The sequence below is a fragment of the Desulfatiglans parachlorophenolica genome (genome assembly GCF_055394735.1).
Window position 1 is genome coordinate 2495270 of sequence record NZ_AP042460.1, and the last position, 18973, is coordinate 2514242.

Below are 18973 nucleotides of genomic sequence, written 5' to 3' on the forward strand. Positions count from 1 at the left end.
GTCAGGCCTCCCATCGCTTTCTGAGCCCTTGAAGGGGACGAAGATCAAGGGCGTCAAGGATTGTGGTACTTGGGGGTATGGTTTTAAAGGGAAGTTTATCGCGAGCCGCAGGATGATCGAGCCCTTGACAGGCCTTTTTCCAAAAATCCAGTTGTGTCTTGTCCAGGTGGTCCCACCACTCGCGATACAGGGACAATGCATCCTTTTTTTTGAACATCAGGAAAAGATCCTTTAGTTTGCCCGTTACCGCCATTGCATCCATCCGATCACATGCCTCAAAAAGACGCTTGAGCGGTACAAACCGTTTTGAAGGCGGCGGATCTGCCCTCATGTCGCTTCCCGCAAGATAAGGTCCCCCATAAAGTTCCGCTGATACGCCGGCAAATAGCGCTTTGGGGGTTACGGCAAATCTTCGGATGGCGCCGATATTCCCCGCCACATCATTCTTCAAAAGATGAAAGTCCACGAGGCTTGGCGGATAAGAGTGCCCATGGATGTCGGCCCAGGCCCTGCCGGCGGTTTTAGCGCTCTTTTCAAGGGTCTGACAAAGACGGCGAAGTGAAAGAATGGGGTAATTGTAAGGAGCAAAGGCAACGCCAGCGGAAGCAGTCAAGAACTCCGGCAAAGCCTTGAGCCTGTCATTGGTTCGATCGTATTGTGCAAGCAATCCATGGGACACGCTTTCGAAAATTTCAATGAATTTCTGAACCAGCGGAAGCGCACAGGCGCCCAGCGTCAAGAAACAAAGGTCGTCTCCACCTAAAAAGAGCAACCTGAACGGTAAGGCGATGTCCCGTCGTTCAAGTCGCTCCATCCGTTTCACGTAAGGCGTTTCCAGCACGGCCTGCATGGCTTCCATCAGACTGTCCCGAAGGCAGTCTCTGAGTCCAGCGACAAAGACCTTGAAATGAGATTCATCTCCGGCCAGTTGAGGGAGCAGGCCTCCCAGACTGTTTACATCCGCCAGAACCATACCGATCAGGCGTTCCTCGGATGTGCCGGGAATATCTTTTCCGCCGACCTCGACATTCCTTTCCGCATTCCATGCTACAATGCCTTCCGCCGTGCCCGCAGAATCAATGTCGGGATATTTCTGTCGCCACGGCACAAGAAGGGATGCGGCAAGATCATCTTTTTCCTCCATATTCCATTTGTTCCGTTCGCAGGAATTCACACGCCGTTGCTGCCCCGCTTGATGAATCATGTGTTGGGCGGAACCGCGGCCGGATACTTCGCAGCATGCCGCCAGTATGGAAGATGGCGGCCCCATGAACGGCTCCTCGGGACAATCCTTTTTCCTTCGGATCCCCGCTAACATGGGCATCAGCACATCGGTGTAGAAATCACCGGTTTGTGCGCTCCTTTTATAGGCCTCCCACTCAATCCCGATCCCGTATTCACTGTAGATGTGAGATGCCTCCATTACAAATCGATCTGCCGTTTCCTGGTTGTCGAATTTGGCCACAACCACGCCCCCTGAAGCACGGATGAGACGGTCTTCTTCTGATACAAGAGATCCAACCCTACGGTCCGCCTCATCTATGGCGCGGCTGCCGTTTCGAATGCCGCGCAGTCGCTGGGATGAAAAAACGTATTCCTGGATTTTGTTGCAGTCAATGTAAACATAGATCATGGATTTTCTCCGGAATTAGAGTTTCCCTCTCATGCAAAAAGGCTCTGCCCAGTCCATCTTTGCAAAATCGCAGTGCAAAAGTCAATGAGCCCATGCCCCTTAGCCATGAGCATCATCAGGAAATTACAGGTCCCTTGTTTTTTTTCTTGATACTTGTATGCCATCGAAATTGATTTTTGCAAGTGAAAGCGACCGCATTCAAAATTGTTTTGTTCACATTAATAATATTTAGCTTAGATAATAAATAATTTATCCAAAGCCCTTGCTTCCTCTTTGACACCAGGCGGCGCTCCCGGCCGTTCGGGCCCTGAGTGTCGATCCTATCGGCCATATAAGAACACGCGCCTTTTCTTCGCTTTGTATCCCCTCTTCTGTTTCTTCTTGATAGTCGACAGGGCATCCTTGTCTTTGTAGACAGTGATCAGGCTTCCACTGTCCTGGGACACCAACACGGTGAGACCATGAAGATTTCTAAGCAGCTTCTTGTCTTGCGGGCATCTATTTATGTCATTTTTGGTCATCACGTAAAAGACGATGCCCGTTCGATGGATCTTCGTGCCGGACTCCATCACCGCGGCCACCTCTGCCTGGCTGAACCCCCTCTGGTCGCACCTCAACTCCCCATGTCTGGTCATGTTCATGGCAACCCTCCTTTATATCCTTATTAGCAATCCAGTTACCGGATTGTCAGGAGGGTAGGGTCTGATTCAGCTCAAGAGTCGCAGGCCTTTCTCAAATTTGGCTTCCGTATCCGGCCTCAGGTCCGGAAAGAGTCTCAAAAGCGCATCGGCAATGGTTTCAAGGTCCCGGGCGGTGCCATCGCCCTTCAATTCCACCTCGATGCCGAGGTAACGTGCCTCTCGGTCGCCTCGGGCAAAGACAACGTCATCGAGAGACATCTCCGCCACAATCGCCCGGTGTTTCCCGCTGATGGTTTTGACCTGGCGGTGGTTGATCACCTCCAACACAGCCTTCTGGGGATCGAGGCCGATCTTGTCCATTACATTCTCGGCGCAAAAGACAGGCGGTTGGCCTGCTTCCAAAAGCGCATCGAATTCGGCCTTTGAGACCTCCTGCTCCGTCTCATCCCGGGTCAGTCTCGCGCCTTCTACCGATGGAGCGGTTTTGAAGGTGACCTTCAATTGATCGCCCTTCTTGCGGCATCGGAGGGACGACCGATTCTGGAGAAGGAGGTTATTGTGGGTGTCGAAGTAGACATCCCGGATGTCCAGGGAGGATGCCTCATCGATAATATAGTCGGGGGGGAGCGCATTGAGCCCGGTCAAAAAAGGAAGCACATCCCTTGGAGCCTCAAATTTAATTTCCACCTCTTTCATCTCTTCACCACAATCCAAAGTCCTCAGGCCATGCCGGTCCCGTATTCTTATCAGGCCGGCTTGCTGCCGGACATGCGATATACCTGAACCCTGGGATGGCTCATGTTGAGCATGTATTCCTTATTGGTAAAAAGCTGTCCTGCGCGTGAATCATAGTATCGGGTCGGCTTGATCCATAGGGCCCTCGACCCGATGACCGCGCTCAGGAGTAGGCTTGTATCCTTGGTGCCTGATGCGTCGTTTGCCAGCCTGTCCTTCAGGGCTGAGATGGAGTAGGCCACATTCGGTTCGAGGCTGCTTATGATGGTTTGCCAGGTTTCAGCGTCCGGCAGCAGCTTATTCTGATTCGACATGGTCTGTTCTGGGGGATAGACCGTTGCCGGTTCTGTGGTAGCATCGACCCTGGCCAATCCTTCCCGCTCTGCCAGAAACGCCAGATGCCGGAATGATGGGATGCCATGATCCTCCTCTTCAAAATCGGGGTCGCTTTCCCTGATGATCTCTTTTAGCGCTTGAAGATTGATCGTCTCTCCCGATTCAAACAATGGACTCACGGCATTGGAAAAGGTTTGGAGGATCATTTCACGATCGATTTGATCGCCAAAGTCAGCGGATCGAAGGCCTTTGATGACATCTTCGTAAAAGACCATCTGGTCACACGCCATGCCCAAGCGGTTGCTGGCTGTGCCACGAATGGCGATCGCCACGACCTTTTTCCCGGCTTCCATCAGCTTGTTCGCGACAGGCGCCAGGTCACCGTCTCCACTGCCAATCACGAAAACGGAGATGTTGTCATTGCGCATCATCAGTTCGATGCAGTCGCATGCCAGTCGCAGGTCCACGCTGTTTTTGAACATAACAGGTTGCTGGTCGTGCCAAATCTCCGCCTTTGTCCATGCGTAAACCGGTTCAATGTTCTGCTGGATAAGGGCCTCTGCATCCCCCTCATGCACAAAGTCAGACCAATTGGCATAGGCCCTGGCCACAGTGAGGGTGCCATACCGTCTGGCCACCTTTTTCAGTGTGATGATATCCAGTGGGCTATCGAGCGTGTTGGCGGCACTGAACTTCATATTCTCCCAATCAATAAAAAAGGCAACCCTCTGTTTCTCCATTTCCTTCTCCTTTGTTTGAACTTGCTCTGCGTTGGCGTCGTTCTCCGTACGGGGTCGTTTGCCCTTGTCAATAATAGCCTCTTTTTGTCTGTCTTGCCGGGTCTCTCCTTCCACCGGTCTGCGGCGTCGGATGACCTTGGGCTTTATGCGTTTGCCATTTATAACGTCATCGTTGACCGCCTTTACCATGATCTGTCTGGCTTGTCCCAGAACAGGCCCGTCCAGGGTACTCATCTCGTTCTTGGCGTATATGCCGGCTGTCCGCATCTTCTCCAGAACTTCATCCACATCCATGCGCCATTCATCTGCAAGTTGCCGCACAGTGATTCCCATGCTTTGCCTCCCTAAACGCTTAAGGTTATTGATGACTCGCTGCCCGGCAACCTAAAAACCCGTTTCCAGTCCATCAACACTGAGCACACATTTTACAGTCGCCTGGTTTCCTCTTCCCTGGCCTGTTGGGTGGTTGCCTCATAGCAACGCCATTCCCGGACTCTCGCTCCCGTAAGACGACCTTTGACCCGACCGCATGATGTCGAGACCCTCTGATAATTGGAAGTATCGTTAAAGCGACCATGCACCTCCTCAGGGGCCTTCTCGATTTTGCAGAAACGCCCTTACCATCGCCGGATCGAAGGCCCACGGGTCTTTCTCCTGGAGGTAGCTGTACACCATCTCCCATTGCTTGCGGGAAATATCTTTTCCTTTGGAGACCATGAAGAGGAATTCACCAATCTCTGTGGTCCTGTCCGTGAGGGGGAAGAACCTCTCTTGCCGCACCCAGGAAAGGATTTCTTTGATGGCCGTCCAGCGGTCCCCCAGAAAGGGCCGGGTTCGGTCGCCTGCGGTGCGGAGCCAGAGGGGGCTGAGATTCAGCTTGGAGTAAAGGAGAAACGGCGCCGCCTGTATAATATCCTCGATCGAGACCGTCACGGCCTCTGATCCGCTCTGCCAGGCCCGAAAGAGGGCGAAGCCCTGAGCGATCCTCTGGAGGCGGATCAGGATGCGGGCCGAGGGGGCATAGATGCTCGGGCACAGGGTGTAAAAGGCGGCGAGGTGATGGCACCCCTCGCAGACATCGGGCGAGAGGGCGATGGATTCCTTGTTCCCCCTGGGGGCCCGAATGCAGTAACTCATCCCTCCCAGATAGGAAAGGAAAAACCGGGCATCGGGAGGGACAGGCGCCTCGTCCACGGCCTCCTTGACCTGAAGGACCTCCCTGAACAGGTCTTCTCTGCGGCCGTCCTCCCGCTGCAGGCTTTCGGATTCAGGACTCGAGGGCTTCATGGGTGTTGTTGCCTGTTCGAGCATGGTAATGACATCGTATCGGCTCTGCGGAAAGGCATCCACCGGGATTTCGATGGTGATCCGGTCGCGGATGGCGGGGTCCAGGTTTTGGACCTGGTACTGCCCCCCCTCATTGATGGTGAGAATCCTGAACTGGTACTGCCCCCTTTTCCAGGTCCGCCCCATCTGAACCGGCATCCCCTGGACCTCCAGCTCCCGGTCCAGAAACGGGATCAGCATGGACTGAATAATGCCGGGCGCCCTGTTCACCTCGTTCAGGAGGATGCCGGGGAGGGTGAGGGCAGGTATCCCGGACAGGGCCTCTTTCAGGGTCTTCTTGCCGGACAGGATGGAGGGGAAGTCAATGTCCATAAATTCCGAAGGGTTCATGTTGGGAAGCGTGGTCTTGGCATAGTACCCGTTCCTGCCGAACAGGCCCTCCAGGATGCCGGCCGCCAGCCGGGTCTTGCCGCTCCCGGTCTTGCCTGTGAGGAGCACATCCGATTCGGTCACGGCGCCAAGCAGCACCACATCCCGGATGTCCATGACGAGCCGTGTTCCTTCAACCGCATATTGCACCAGCGGCGTGGTCCGGATGTAGTTGCAGGTGGAGCGGTCCACCGCACTGCGTAATCTCTTTAGCGCGTCAAACACCTTGTTCCAAGTGGTCACGGTCTTTCCCCTCTTTCCGTCTACCCAAAAAAAATGTCCATACGCGATCCCGGGCAGGCTTCTGCCATATCAAATCTGTAACTCTCAAAAGGCATCAAAGTATCTCCGTGACCCTGCCGATATTGTGATCGATCCCTTCATAGGCAAGGCGGGGACCCTGTGGCGTCACCTCGGCCAGACCCCAGGTCTCTTTTTGACCCTCAGCGTAGAGCCAGTTCACAAAAAGGGTATTGCCAACGGCGTATACCCCTTTGACACGAAATGAGGTCTGGGACTTTCCCATCTTTTCGAACAGATTGAAAACACCGATCATCTTCTTTTTCCACGTGTCGAAGATCAGCAGGTTTCCCCCATCCTCCAGAATATGGAGATACCGATCCTCGCTCACGGCAAGGGCCTGAAGCATAGAAACCCTGCACCCGGTGGGGGTTATTGAGAGGGAGTGGTTGCTGCCTCCCGACAACCCCACCACCTGTCCGTCGCCTGTGACATACCAGATGCCCTTTTGGACAACCACGGGCCTTGTCGTGCCATGGACCGTTGAATCGGGATATAGGCTGCCGACCTTGCGCATCCCCTTTTCCAGCAGTTCGATCTCGATCGCTGCGCCTTGCGTCAGGAGGAAAAAGTCTTCTCTCCTCCCTGTTATCGGCTGTCCTCGGATGAGTTCATAGCTCTCCGAGGCGTATTCGTTCAGAAAAAATGGCTCTGTAATCTTCATTGCAGTGGGGTTGGGATCCAACGCGATCAGGTGATCCCTAAAGGGGAGAACGATGCGCCGTTCTCCGACGCTGTTGTCGATTTCGATCGGCGCTGCGGCCCACACGCCTTCGAGTCTGGGGCCTGGCGTGATCCAAAGCTTGCCTTCTGGCAGCCATTCAACGGCATACAGCCAGTTTCCGACGTCCTGCCCCCAGATCGTCCCGTCGCTCCCTTTGAATATGCCAAGCAGAGGGTGAAGCTCGTATCCTGACGTGGCAATCTCTTCCGGATAGGGATGAAAGAGCCCTAAATCCAGAAAACACACCTCGCATTTTGCTCGTTTTCGTCCCATATCCAGGACCCCTGGCAGGATCAGGATGCCGTCTCCTGCCCTGATGGCCAGATACTTGGTCCCGGAATAGACGGAGTGGCACGTTTCCCCTTCAAGGAGCCGCCACACCTTCTTTTCGAATCCACCTCTGCCATCGCTTGCGATCGCCGAAAAGACCCCCTTTTCCTTACGGGTATGGTCCAGCCTGCGGTCAAACAGCTTTGCCAGAAAGGCCGGGGGGCCGGCGATGGCGTGAAGGGCGTCAATTTGCATATTGCGACCTCACTTCTCCCAGCACGAGGCCTTCAAGTGCATGGGAATCCTTCACCACATGGACCACAAACCCTCTTTTCCTGACCCGGCGGGCCAGGGCGCTTTCCTTCCCAATCTGGATGAGGATGAGTCCCTTTGGCGGCTGACACTGTTTTTCGATATGCTGAAGGACATCCGGCCACTCGTCGATCTCACCGTCCGTGATCAGAATCAGGGCAAACGGCCCCCTCGATTCCTGTCTCATTCGGTCAAGCTGGGAGATATCCAGCCGTGTCCTGCCTCCCTGATATTCAAAGAGGGTTTGGTAGAGGCGCTCTCTTCCCCCCCAGTCGCGCCAGCCCGAAAAAAGGGTTTCATCTGAAAAATTGACGACCGAAAAGCGGAGGTACAGGGCGATCTGGTTTCTCTCCAGAAACTGGAGCGCGCCGAATACGGCCCGCAGGAGGAGGTCGTATTCTCCTTTGCCCGCATGGGGATCAAATCCCATGCTCCCCGAACTGTCGATGCAGAAGGCGAGGTCCGGGAGCATGGAACTCCCCTTGGCGTACCCGACCTGGGTCTCGATGCTGAAACGGCGCTGATACAACTGGAGCCGGGGAGCCTGTTTCGGAGAAGGCTGGATCAGGGTCTGATGCCACACAATGTCGTCCACTGCCAGAGGCACGGACGGGTCCGTTGGAACGCTCAGCAGGGGAACAAGAGGAATGGTTTCCGGGTGGACCTGTCCTTCGGTTTCAACAGCCACCCGAATGGGACGGGTCCGGCCTTCATACAGGACGGTCAAGACCTCCCAAAAGGGATTAGGCCGCCACCAGACAGTCATTTCATCGGGCGGAGGCAAGAGGTCGATGAAGATGGCGGCGAGCTTTCGGGCAAGATCTATCCAATTGGCCCTTGAGCGCAGCCATGAGACGAGATGTCCCTTCAAAGCCTTTTTTGGAAAGACCTTCATGGCCTTTTTGAACAGAGCGCTGTCGGTTTCCTGCTCCAGATGGGGCAGAAGCCTGGACGATACGCGGCTCTGCGCACCCCAGAGCCACAGGTTGAGTTGCGTGAAAAATCGAAAGAGCCCCTCGCCGCTCGGATCGAGATTCATCTCCTTGAGCATGAACAGGGCCTGGGCATCGGCATAGTCCGGTCCGTTTGTCTCCCAGGCGAGCACCGTGTCCACAATCAGGTCCGATACCAGCTTGGAGAGAAAGCGGCACACCCTGTCCGTTTCTTTTGCAGACAGCCCCTTCAGTTTTCTGACAACGACCCCTGTAATCACCTCCATCAGGAGGTACTCCCCATCCCTGTCAAAGGGGCAGACCTGCCAGTGGCCCATCTCGTGTCCCACCAGGCCTTTTGCAAGGATGGGGATTTCATGGGCAAAAAGCCCGCATCGAAGGAGGGCTTCCTCGCAGGACGGGTGGAGCGTGAAGTGCATCTCCCAGTCCCTGAGGCTGATGGCGGCCTCGATCAGATGCCGCGTCTCCTTCTCCTCGATCCTGAGCCGCCAGAGTCTGTCGGCGGCAAGCTGTGTGATCATCTGTTCCAGGGCTTCCATACCCCTCCTCAATCCTTCTCCAACGCCGGTTGTCCAGCCTGTTTCACCGAGGGCCTTTCTTGGGCCTTACAGGGGATTTGCCGCCTGAAGCGCTATTGCCAGGCCCAAGGCCTTGGACAACGGCCTCACAGATAAGGCCGAAGTCGTCCCGGTTGAAGCCGCCCAGAAACTTATTTGAGAACCGGTTCCTGATCCGGAAGTCCAGGTCGCTCTTCTTGTCGTTCGGAAAGTCTCCTGAATAGAGGATGAAGCCTTTCATCCGCTCATCCATGCCCGGCCTGATTTCGGCAAACTCAGGCTCGTCCATCCAGGCGAAAAATTCCGTGACAATGTTGCGGAGCCCCAACTTGACATCGCTGACCAGGAGAAACTTTTCAGGCGCCCCGTTTCTCAGCAGATCGATCAGGTCACTGATGGATGTGATCCGGATATAGCCGGTTCCGCCAGTCAGGGCCGACAGTCTCCGGTCCAGTTTCTGGGTCTCGCTGTCATCCAGATGAACAATCACCATACTGAACACCTCCGTTTTGTGTTGAAAATGCGCTGCGGTATCTGCTCAACAAATCGCTGCGGTTTCTTTCTGCATTCAGACTCCAAGGTTGTTCTGTCATTCCGGTCCCGCATCAAGCGCGGGATAAACTCCGGCCGGAATCCAGGAGGTTTGCCCCAATTCAAGATGATGTCCGCTTCGTCGCCACGGTCAGTCGAATTGCCCACGGGCCTTCTTCGTCCGCTTCTTGTAGGGCCATGCCATCGAGTATGGGCTCAAAGGCCTGCTCCATGGCCTGCTCCAGTCCCTTGATGAGGTCCTCCCCGGCCCCGGCCCTGGCGCCGATGAAAAGGGGCACCGGGCCTGGACTACCGCCCTTGCGTGGGGGTTTCGCGAAGGAAATCCGTATCCTTCTTAGGACCTGGATCCCGTCTTTGAAACCGAGAGATGTCAAGATCGCCTCATAGACCCTCGCGCTGCCATCCCCCTCTTTGCGTCGAGGCTCCCCGTCCACGGGGAAGCGGAGCGTCTCGGCCCCCGCCGGTCCCAGGTCAAAGACCACGTGGGAGCATATCATCCCGGCCTCCATGAGATACCGGCCGGTGCTCGCCCACTCCTTCTTGACATATTCCCAGGCATAGGTGCATATCCGGCTGATCTCGATGGCATAGAGGAGCTTCGCCTCTTTCTTTGGCGGGCAGGGCCTGTCCAGGACATAGCCGACCTGTATGGCCTGACGCCCGTTTGCGTCTGGAGCTCCGGGCCGGAAGGCCACCTCCCGAAAGGTCTGATGGAGCACAAAGTGCTTCTGCTGGGTAAAGAGGAGGATCATATATTCGGTCAGATTGCGCCAGTTCCAGAGGGCATCGGAGAGATCATGGCCAAGTGTGGGGATGGCGGCCAAGACCCGCTTCATCAAGCCCTCTGCACTCGCCTTTTGGCCATCGAGCCAACTCAGCATCCCCTGGACCACAAACGGATGGTTCAGCAATCCGGTCTCGGCATGGGACCGGGACCTGAGGGCTTCAAGGCGCTGTTCCTTTGCCAGAACACCCTCAAGGACGTCGTTTAGTTGGGCAATGGTCAGGTGGATCTCTTCCAGTTCATGGACACAGGTGGGATGGAGACGCAGGAATTCCCTTTCGAGTTCCTCCGCCGCATGGTGGATTCCCCTTAGCGTATAGGCCATCTCCCGGCAGCACCCGTCGTTTTTGACCGAGAGATAGAAGACGTCTCCCACGCGGTTTCGCTGCATATCCACCGCATCCACAAACCGGAAAAGGGAAACTGCCCGTCTCATATCAGGGGGGACGACAGGGTATTTGCGCCCGGTTGTCGAATCTTCGCAGACATGGAGGGGAAGCGAAAAGGTCATGGCCCCTCTCCCGGCCCTGGTGACAAGCGGCATGTTTCCCAGTTCGTGCACTGGCTCCAGGGCCTTGTCGGCAAGGAGTCTCGCAAAGACGACCTCGTCCATGGGCGAATTGCTGACATGGGATCGGCAAAACACGGCAATGCGCTCGATCCGCTCGCCGGGGTTGGGACCCTCATGCCGAAGATGGGGCAGATAGATGTCCGGCCGTGTGGAGAGGAGCCCGGCGGATATGGGCCCATGAAACCGCCTCACCTCGGGCGGGGACTGATAATGCCGATCGCCCTTGTGGCCGATGTCGTGCAGCCAGATGGCCAAAAGGAAGGCCATCAGGTTCTCTTCGGCATTCGGCCCGTCTCCCATGATGCGCATAAGGCGGGACTTTCGTTCCACCGGGTCCCGGCCAAGTCCTTCATAAAGGCCGTTCATGAGGGACCAGAGGTTTCGGGAGTGGACCAGCCCGTGGTCCACCATCACGGGCACCTTGTCGCCGAACCAGAGGACATGGGGCATATTTTTCCAGGAAAGGATCTGCCGAAAGGCCACAGCCCAGTTGTCGCTCCCCAGCAGGCCCAGCACAGGGCCGAATTCCTTCTGGAGAAAGAGCCCGATCAGGAAGGGGAGGAGCGCAATGGACGGCTTGTAGATGTAGCCATTGGCGCCGAGCCGGCTGACCCTCATGATGGTCTCCACATCCCTGTAGCGGGTAAGGGCGAACAGGGGGATAAAGGGCCACCGCCTGCGGACCTCGGCAAAGAAGGCCTCGCCCAGTTCGAGACCCGAGGCCTGGCTACCCGTGAGATTCAGGTCGAGGAGAATGAACAGGGGGTTCCGGCCGTTGCCGCGCAAATGGGCCTCGATCTTCTTTTCCAGTCCGAGCACGTTGGTCCGAATATCGTCGGTCCCACGATATTCCACATAGTCCAATTGATAGCTGCTCATCAATGCCCTGATTTCAGTGGGTACTTGCTCTACATACCCCTTAAGTTCTCCGATCTTGTCGTCGACCATCAGGCACGCAAGCGGCCCCTGGTACGGTTCAGGAAACCGCCGTTCGTGGAACCGGGGGCCTTCTTCCATGGATGCGAAGGAAGCGACGTCTGCCGCAGTATTGAAGGCCTGCAATGGAAGGGTGGTATCCGGCCGTATATCGTGCTGGTCGCAGAACTGTCCGAAAAGCTCTCCCTCCTTTCCATGGAGATCGAACTCAGAGCATTTCTTCGACAGATCTTTCAGATACCTTTCGAGGATGCTCTTGTTGTCATTCCCTATCAATTTCATATCCTCCTTCCATGTCGCTTCCTTGACGCCCAGCCTCGATACCCCGGCCGCTTATGATCTGTGTCACAATTGCCGCCACACCCGTCATTCCGGGTCCGGCTGGCGGGATCCCGGACCCCGATCCGGGACCCGGAATCCAGGGTGGTCTTTCCGTCTCTCAGGCTTTTTCCGTCATTCCGACGCATGCCGGAACCCAGTCTATCAGACCGTCATTTCGGCACGATTTTGGCCGGAATCCATTGGGCTTCTCATCTCTCCTTATCGCATAATCGCAACCACTGCACCGGAAGAATGTGTGATTGCCTCTATGGCTTGTTTCTCATGGGCAATAGGGTCAGGAATCGGGGTCGGGCCACTCAGACGGTGATCTCCTGTTGGACTCTTTTCAAAACAAAACCATTGCCCTTCGCAGTTTCGGAGACACACCGAAAACCCCATCCCCCCAAACTCCCTCACCATGTCTTCGGTCAGGCCGTTGCCTGAGCCTCCAGGGGTCCTGCTCATCCCCCGCTTGAATAATTTCTCAATGCCTTCCTTGTCTGCGGGAAAGCCCTTTCCATCGTCCAAGACCATGATCACAGGATCTTTGACCTTGCTATCCGCTGATTCCGTGACCATTACCCGGCATACGCTCTCTTTGTGGATTCGGGCATTGGCAATCAGGTTGGACAGTTGGTTTTTGAAAACCTTCCAGCTCCCGAAAGCGGTCTTGTATTGGACATCCTCAGGCGAGAACAGGATCTCCGGCTCCTCGCACAGCTCCGCGACCCTGCCTGCTGGAAATCCCATGGCTGCAATCACATGGTCCTCGAAGATTTCCTGAAGTGTTTTCCTCACGTCCGGATCTTTCAACAGGTCAAACCGCTCGACGTCTGGGACCAGATGGGCCAGGCAGAAGGTGGCGTAATTGAAAAAGACCGGCTTACCATCGATGCACAACGCAGGACACGGTATCCTTCCGGTCATCAAAGGGAAATGGCCCTTGAGCTCGGAGAAGAACTGCCTCTTGTCCTCCCGCCTGGCTGTATGCCGTGTTTGACCGTCCAACACAGCATAGTGGGAAAGCTGGAGCCCCTTCACCTTTGGAATGGAGTTGAGAACCGAGACAAACACAGCAGGGTTCATATAGAACGTCAGCGCATGGGTAAGGGCTTCAATCGGTGAAAAAGCCCAAACAAAATCACGCCAGAAAGAAGCTTTTGGCTCTCCCGGATTGACGTGTTCGGCAACAGCATGCCTGAACAACCCATAATCACGGAGTTTTGGCAGCAAGTCCTTTGGAATTACAACTGTGAGTGGTGATTCCATTAGAGCATCTAACGCTATAGTTGAAACTTCCAATTCCTTATCAGCCAACTTCCACAATAGCGCATCCCTAACCTCTGCCTCCGCTACTGCAGAGGCAAGGGCTTTCGCCGCCGACTTTCTGACCCATTTTTCTTCATCCTCGAGCCTTCGTAAGAGTGCGTCCCTAACTTCGGGCTTTTTTGCTCTAGGAGCAAGGGCTTCTGCTGCCTCCTGTCTGACCCAACTATCATTATCATCCAGCTTTGCTAAGAGTGCGTCCCTAACTTCGGGCTCCCCTGCTGCAGGGGCAAGGGTTTCAGCCGCCGCCCTTCTGACCGATTTATCTTCATCCTCGAGCTTTCGCAGAAACGCGTCCCTAACCTCGGCCTCCGCTGCTGCAGGCGCAAGGGCTTTCGCCGCCGCCTCTCTGGTCCACTCATCTTGATCCTCGAGCCTTCGTAAGAGCCCGTCCCTAACCTCGGCCTCCGCTGCTACAGAGGCAAGGGCTTTCGCCGCCGCCCTTCTGACCGATTCATCTTCATCCTCGAGCTTTCGCAGAAACGCGTCCCTAACCTCGGCCTCCGCTGCTGCAGGCGCAAGGGCTTTCGCCGCCGTCTCTCTGATCCACTCATCTTGATCATCGAGCCTTCGTAAGAGGGCGTCCCTAACCTCGGCCTTCGCTGCTACAGGGGCAAGGGCTTTCGCCGCCGCCTCTCTGGCCCACTTATCTTGATCCTCGAGCCTTCGTAAGAGCGCATCCCTAACTTCGGCGTCCGCTGCTGCAGGGGTAAGGGCTTCAGCCGCCGCCGCTCTGACCGATGCATGTTCATCCTCGAGCTTTCGCAGGAGCGCATCCCTAACCTCGGCCTCCGCTGCTACAGAGGCAAGGGCTTTCGCCGCCGCCGCTCTGGTCCACTCATCTTGATCCTCGAGCCTTCGTAAGAACGCATCCCTAACTTCGGCCTCCGCTGCTGCAGGGGTAAGGGCTTCAGCCGCCGCCGCTCTGACCGATTCATCTTCATCCTCGAGCTTTCGCAGGAGCACATCCCTAACTTCGGCCTCCGCTACTACAGGGGCAAGGGCTTTCGCCGCCACCTGTCTGACCCTCCAATCTTCATGGCCGAGCTCTCGCAGGAGCGCATCCCTAACTTCGGCCTCCGCTGCTACAGAGGCAAGGGCTTTCGCCGCCGCCCTTCTGACCGATTCATCTTCATCGCCGAGTCTTCGCAAGAGCAAGTCCCTAACAGCTGGGTAGCTTACAAAAGATGCAAGTAAATCGATCAGTTTTCTACGATGACGGCGAGATGACAGCCTTTTACGAAGACTGCGAGATGATGCTTCGATTAACCACAATAAGAAATCTCTTATCTCATAAAGATAAAGGCATTCTTTATTAAAACCGCCATTAACAACTAACCTGTAAATCAATGTAAAATGTAATTTAGCACTAATCCGTTCAATGCTATTGAGAATATCGGCGAACATTTCAATCGACTTACTCATGAAGCGGTTCGCAACCAATAGCAATACCATGAATTCCAAGAACCCCTCATCAGAACTACATTTCGAATCCTCCAAAAGATATTTCAACAGATAGGCCACTGCATAGTCCCTTGTAGTGTCGTGATCAAAAACGATGTCGCTGTCCGGGCTATATCCCCAAGGGCCTACTGCACGAAGGGAAATGAGCGTCTCTGTTGCCGCAGAGATGGGCAGAACAGCCGCCCGCGTGAATCCCCGAAGCCACTCCGTCACATGCCGTTCAGGGAAAGCGGGGTCAAACTCCCATTGCAGCAGCTTGCCTGCAGACAGCACCTCATAGAGCGCTATGCAGCCCAGCAAAATCTTTCGGATCGTGACCTCTTCAGATGTGGCCTTTTCGGGAGGCAATCCCGCAACAATGGCCTCGGTAACCACCTCATCCAAAAGTTCGCCACCAGTGGTGGGAAGCGCCTTTAAATCCCCTGTCTTTTTCAGGCGCTGACAGATATGGTACAGGTATCGGGGATTCCGACGAACCGCATCATCGAACTCCCGCAGATAGCCCAGGAGAGACTCCTCCAGTTCCTGATACTGCCCCTGGCCCAGATGGATGTTCAGGTAATCCCTCACCCTGTCTTCGGTTACCTCCTGCACTTCGTAGAACGCCCAGGCCTCTGAACACAGCGGCTTTCCCCCCTCATCATAAAGGGGCCTCCGGTCCTTTACCCAGGATACCTCCTCCACGACCTGCGGCTGGCCAGAGATGACCCATTCCCAGCCGGGGTGTCTCTCCCTCAGTTCTGTGATGGCTGCCTGCAGGTTCTGTTTGCCTTTCCCAGGCATTTCGTTCAGACCGTCCAGCAGGATCAGAACATTGTTTTCTTCAGCCAGTTCCCTTAACCCAGTATCCGGAAACAGCAGATTCAGGAGCCTCTGGCCCGCGCTCGTCTCGGGGGGCATAGCCACCCTGATCTGTTCAAGGGCAAAGTCAATATCTTCCAGTGCCATTCCCCTTTCCTCGAATGACTGCCTCAGGCCCGCCAGGCGACGTTCGTTCCCCATCAGGTCCTGCCCTCTGAGCGACGCCAGGATTGGAATGGGGGCGGTTTCATCGGTCATCCGGCGCTGTGCCACATGCCGAAACAGGGACCCCATGAGCCAGGTCTTGCCAAGACCTGATTCGCCAATGATCATGGAGACCGTCCCCCCGGCTTTCCCGGAGGTCCAGTCTTCGATCAGTCTTTCAAGGAACCGGGTTTGGCCAGTAAAGTCGGAAACCCGGGCAGTAGCCTTCTGCGTCGCCGCGTAGCCGGGATCTTTGCCCTTGTGCTGATGGTAGGTAACTTTGCCCACCAGGGCCTCGGCACATCCACGCCCATGAAATATCCGCTCATCCCATAACTGCTGTGAGACTTTGAGGTACTCTCTGATTGGGTCAGAATGGTCGACTGTCATGATCTCCATCCTAAGTGGACATGGTTGATGGGTTTGTTTGAGGGAGGCCTTCAGAGGGGAGAGAGGTCCTCCTTGAAAATCGCTGCACGAGCAGCAGCTTAAGGACGGTAAAAAGCCGAGTCGAATGGGGCTCTTTCGCACCCCTTTTGTGAACTTTGAACCCGCAGCGAATCGTATTTTCTGATGTCGGAAGGATCAAGAAAAATCTGTCACTCTTCATTGAAACCAGAACCGAGATGCCTCTAGTTTGGACGGCTGGTGGAACCGCAACTGCGCGTAATGGTATAATATGTTGAGAATGGCAGGAACCGTAATCGGCTGGGAAGCCCCCTCCCCTTGGATTGCGACATACCGACGCATTTGAGGGAGAGGGGGCGGGTGCTGCCTATTGCCGGCTTCCGTTTCCCGGTACGCCGGATCCGGTCGCAGACGGCCTGCGGAGTGGCAAGGGGCGCGGAGCGCCTCGTCGTAAGATGGCCGGTCGGGCGAGCGGCCTCGGCCCTGGAGATGAAAACCGGCGGCGAATTGTCGCGCCGAGGGCAAGTAAGGCGGTCAAGCCCAGCACGCCGCCGAAGATATAACCTGCCCACTCAAGGAGACCTGTTACGGTGCTCACCAGATCGGCCCTTGCTGTGGCCCGTTCCTCCTCTGCAACCTGTCGAACCGGTTGGGGCGGCGGGCTGATGTTTTCGGCATCGGACTGGGACACGCTGAAGAGCCTGAAGGCCTGAAGCCCCTCCTGTTTCACCGCCCTGTCCCAGGTGAGCTTGATGTCTGGGGGGACCCAGAAGACGGATACGGAGACGTCCTGAAAGGCGGCCCAAGGGATATCCGAGCCTGGGCCGTAAAAGGCCCTCTGGCAACGTTTAACCGATGTGGTCGGAGGTTCGTGTACCAAGTCGGAAAAAATGAAGAGGTATTTGTTCAAAAGGGCCGGGTTTCCTTCCAACTCGCGCGCTGCAAGGTCAAGGGCGGCAGTCACGTCCGTGCAGCCTGCCAAGTCATTTCTCGCGTTGAAACGATCCGTCCAATCCGTTCGGTCGGCCTCCTTGAGTTTCTTGAGGCCGCCTTTCCAGATGATCTCTGGCATGGCATCCAAAGCAATGAGGACGATCTCCGAACCCCCTGTCTCCCATCGGTGGAGCTTGTTCTGAGCCATGGATTCGAGGAGGCGGGTGGTGGCCTGGATGGCCTCCATGCGCCGTGGCTTGAACGAACCGGAGCAATCCACGACCACTACCACACGGTTGACCGGGCCTTGCCGCACGGCCGCATCGCTAAAGGCCGCACCGAACAAGGTGCAGGTAAACACCAGAAATCCGGTCCACATCCTTGCGCGCATTTTGTTCATGGCATCCTCCTTAAGGCTAATCGTCCAATACCCCTTGCCCAAATTGGAGACGGGGACTAAGCCGATGTGATTTCGATGCGCATTCGATGGTTTACGGTCGCCGGAATAAAAGCAGGGGGAAATGAACCAATAGGATCAAGCCGCCTTTTTGAAATTTTCGCCAAACAGGGCCTCCCGGTACCCGGCATCCCATACCTGTAGCCGTTCCGGGTCCACCCAGTAACGTGTCTTGTCCGCAAGAGCCTGTTGCAGTATCACCTTCTGTCCGGTGGGTCCGCCAATCACTTCATGCAGGGCCTCTGAGCCGGCCGGGGCTCCGCGATCATGTCCAGCGGCAGCCCTTTCAGAGGGGGTAGCTTCCGGCTCGGCCGGGTCCCAGAGGTACGGCTGGCTCAGGTTCGACGACTGCGGCTCCTGGTGGTATCCGTTGGCGCCCTGAACCGCCCCAATGGGCAGGCCCTGGCTCGTGTCTGCGAACTCTTCAGCAAAGGGCGGCTGGATCTTTGTATCGGGTGGCACCGGGCTGGCTTCTTCATGCGCAAGCGGCTGACCGTACACATCATAGGCGATCGGGCTGTTTGGATCATAAACAGGTTGGCCATCCAGGTCGTATCCGTAGAAGTCCACCTCTTGGGCTTTGGCCGCACCCTCGCCAAAGAGCCCCTGGATGGAGGAAAGGATTCTTGCCCAGGCATTGGATGTCTTACCCATGCTGTACTCTATACCCAGGCATGCCACAGCGGTCATGGCCAGATAACCCCATGCGCCCATCTGGGTCATCGGCCAAGCCCACTGGAGGGAGTTTTCTTTCATCTGCTCCTCCCAGTTCAGGAGCTGGGAGGCCACGGCTGGATCTTCTATGGCCAGGGCGCCTGCAATGGAGCGGAGCCGGAAGAGTTCCATATCCCAATGAAGGATCCATACGAGTGGCGGCACCCACAGGACGAAGAGGAGAAATGCCTCCCGCAGCAGCATTCGGCTAGCTATGGCGGCGCTCTCGGGATCCGACTGGAGGAGGTACGCCTTCCGGTCATCCAGGAGCTTGAAGATATGAAACAGGGAATGAAAGGCCACAAAGAGGCCGAAGAAACAGGCAAGGGTCAGCACCATGGCAAAGAACTGAGTGACCGAGGCTCCCTGAAAGAAGCCGCCCATATAGGGACCGATCAACAGGTCGCTTTCCGCGGGCATGCCGTCGTAGCCCAGCAGATAAAAGGCAAACGATGTGGCGAGATAATTGGTTGGGATCATGAGGACATTCAGTAAAACAAAGGCGAGAAGTCCCACCAGGCACATCAGGAATACCACAAGATTGCGAACGATCTGACCGACTGCCTCCATGCAGCGCCTCCTAAT

The 18973-nt window shown here is 55.8% G+C and carries 12 protein-coding genes; all 12 read right to left on the reverse strand.

Annotated elements, in window-relative coordinates; genetic code table 11:
• Position 1 precedes the first annotated feature (1 nt).
• The 12 genes from ACZ500_RS11640 to ACZ500_RS11695 all read right to left on the reverse strand — a co-directional run bounded on the left by ACZ500_RS11640 (position 2) and on the right by ACZ500_RS11695 (position 18958).
• Positions 2-1270, reverse strand: coding sequence for a Cas10/Cmr2 second palm domain-containing protein (locus ACZ500_RS11640; RefSeq protein ID WP_464232643.1), 1269 nt, complete (start codon positions 1268-1270; stop codon positions 2-4).
• Between the two features lie 683 nt (positions 1271-1953).
• Positions 1954-2274 (reverse strand): hypothetical protein, encoded by a 321-nt coding sequence (locus ACZ500_RS11645; RefSeq protein WP_464232644.1) that lies wholly within the window; start codon positions 2272-2274, stop codon positions 1954-1956.
• A gap of 66 nt (positions 2275-2340) precedes the next feature.
• Positions 2341-2919, reverse strand: a complete 579-nt coding sequence (locus ACZ500_RS11650) for a CYTH domain-containing protein (protein WP_464232645.1) — start codon at positions 2917-2919, stop codon at positions 2341-2343.
• Between the two features lie 101 nt (positions 2920-3020).
• On the reverse strand, positions 3021-4418 hold the full coding sequence (locus tag ACZ500_RS11655; RefSeq protein ID WP_464232646.1) for an NYN domain-containing protein: 1398 nt from the start codon (positions 4416-4418) through the stop codon (positions 3021-3023).
• 252 nt (positions 4419-4670) lie between these two features.
• The gene (locus tag ACZ500_RS11660; RefSeq protein ID WP_464232647.1) at positions 4671-6044 is read right to left on the reverse strand and encodes an AAA family ATPase; all 1374 of its coding nucleotides are present in this window, start codon (positions 6042-6044) and stop codon (positions 4671-4673) included.
• A gap of 94 nt (positions 6045-6138) precedes the next feature.
• A complete protein-coding gene (locus ACZ500_RS11665; protein WP_464232648.1) occupies positions 6139-7350 on the reverse strand; it encodes a hypothetical protein in 1212 nt (403 codons plus the stop codon).
• Positions 7340-8899, reverse strand: coding sequence for a vWA domain-containing protein (locus tag ACZ500_RS11670; protein WP_464232649.1), 1560 nt, complete (start codon positions 8897-8899; stop codon positions 7340-7342). Before ACZ500_RS11670 ends, ACZ500_RS11665 begins: the two co-directional genes overlap by 11 nt.
• Positions 8900-8942: 43 nt before the next feature.
• Entirely contained in the window at positions 8943-9410 is a 468-nt protein-coding gene (locus ACZ500_RS11675) for a hypothetical protein (protein WP_464232650.1), read from the reverse strand.
• 160 nt (positions 9411-9570) lie between these two features.
• A complete protein-coding gene (locus ACZ500_RS11680; protein WP_464232651.1) occupies positions 9571-12042 on the reverse strand; it encodes a response regulator in 2472 nt (823 codons plus the stop codon).
• 258 nt (positions 12043-12300) lie between these two features.
• Entirely contained in the window at positions 12301-16266 is a 3966-nt protein-coding gene (locus ACZ500_RS11685) for a HEAT repeat domain-containing protein (RefSeq protein ID WP_464232652.1), read from the reverse strand.
• A gap of 385 nt (positions 16267-16651) precedes the next feature.
• Positions 16652-17617 (reverse strand): vWA domain-containing protein, encoded by a 966-nt coding sequence (locus tag ACZ500_RS11690; RefSeq protein ID WP_464232653.1) that lies wholly within the window; start codon positions 17615-17617, stop codon positions 16652-16654.
• A gap of 135 nt (positions 17618-17752) precedes the next feature.
• A complete protein-coding gene (locus ACZ500_RS11695; RefSeq protein WP_464232654.1) occupies positions 17753-18958 on the reverse strand; it encodes a hypothetical protein in 1206 nt (401 codons plus the stop codon).
• Between the last annotated feature and the right edge of the window lie 15 nt (positions 18959-18973).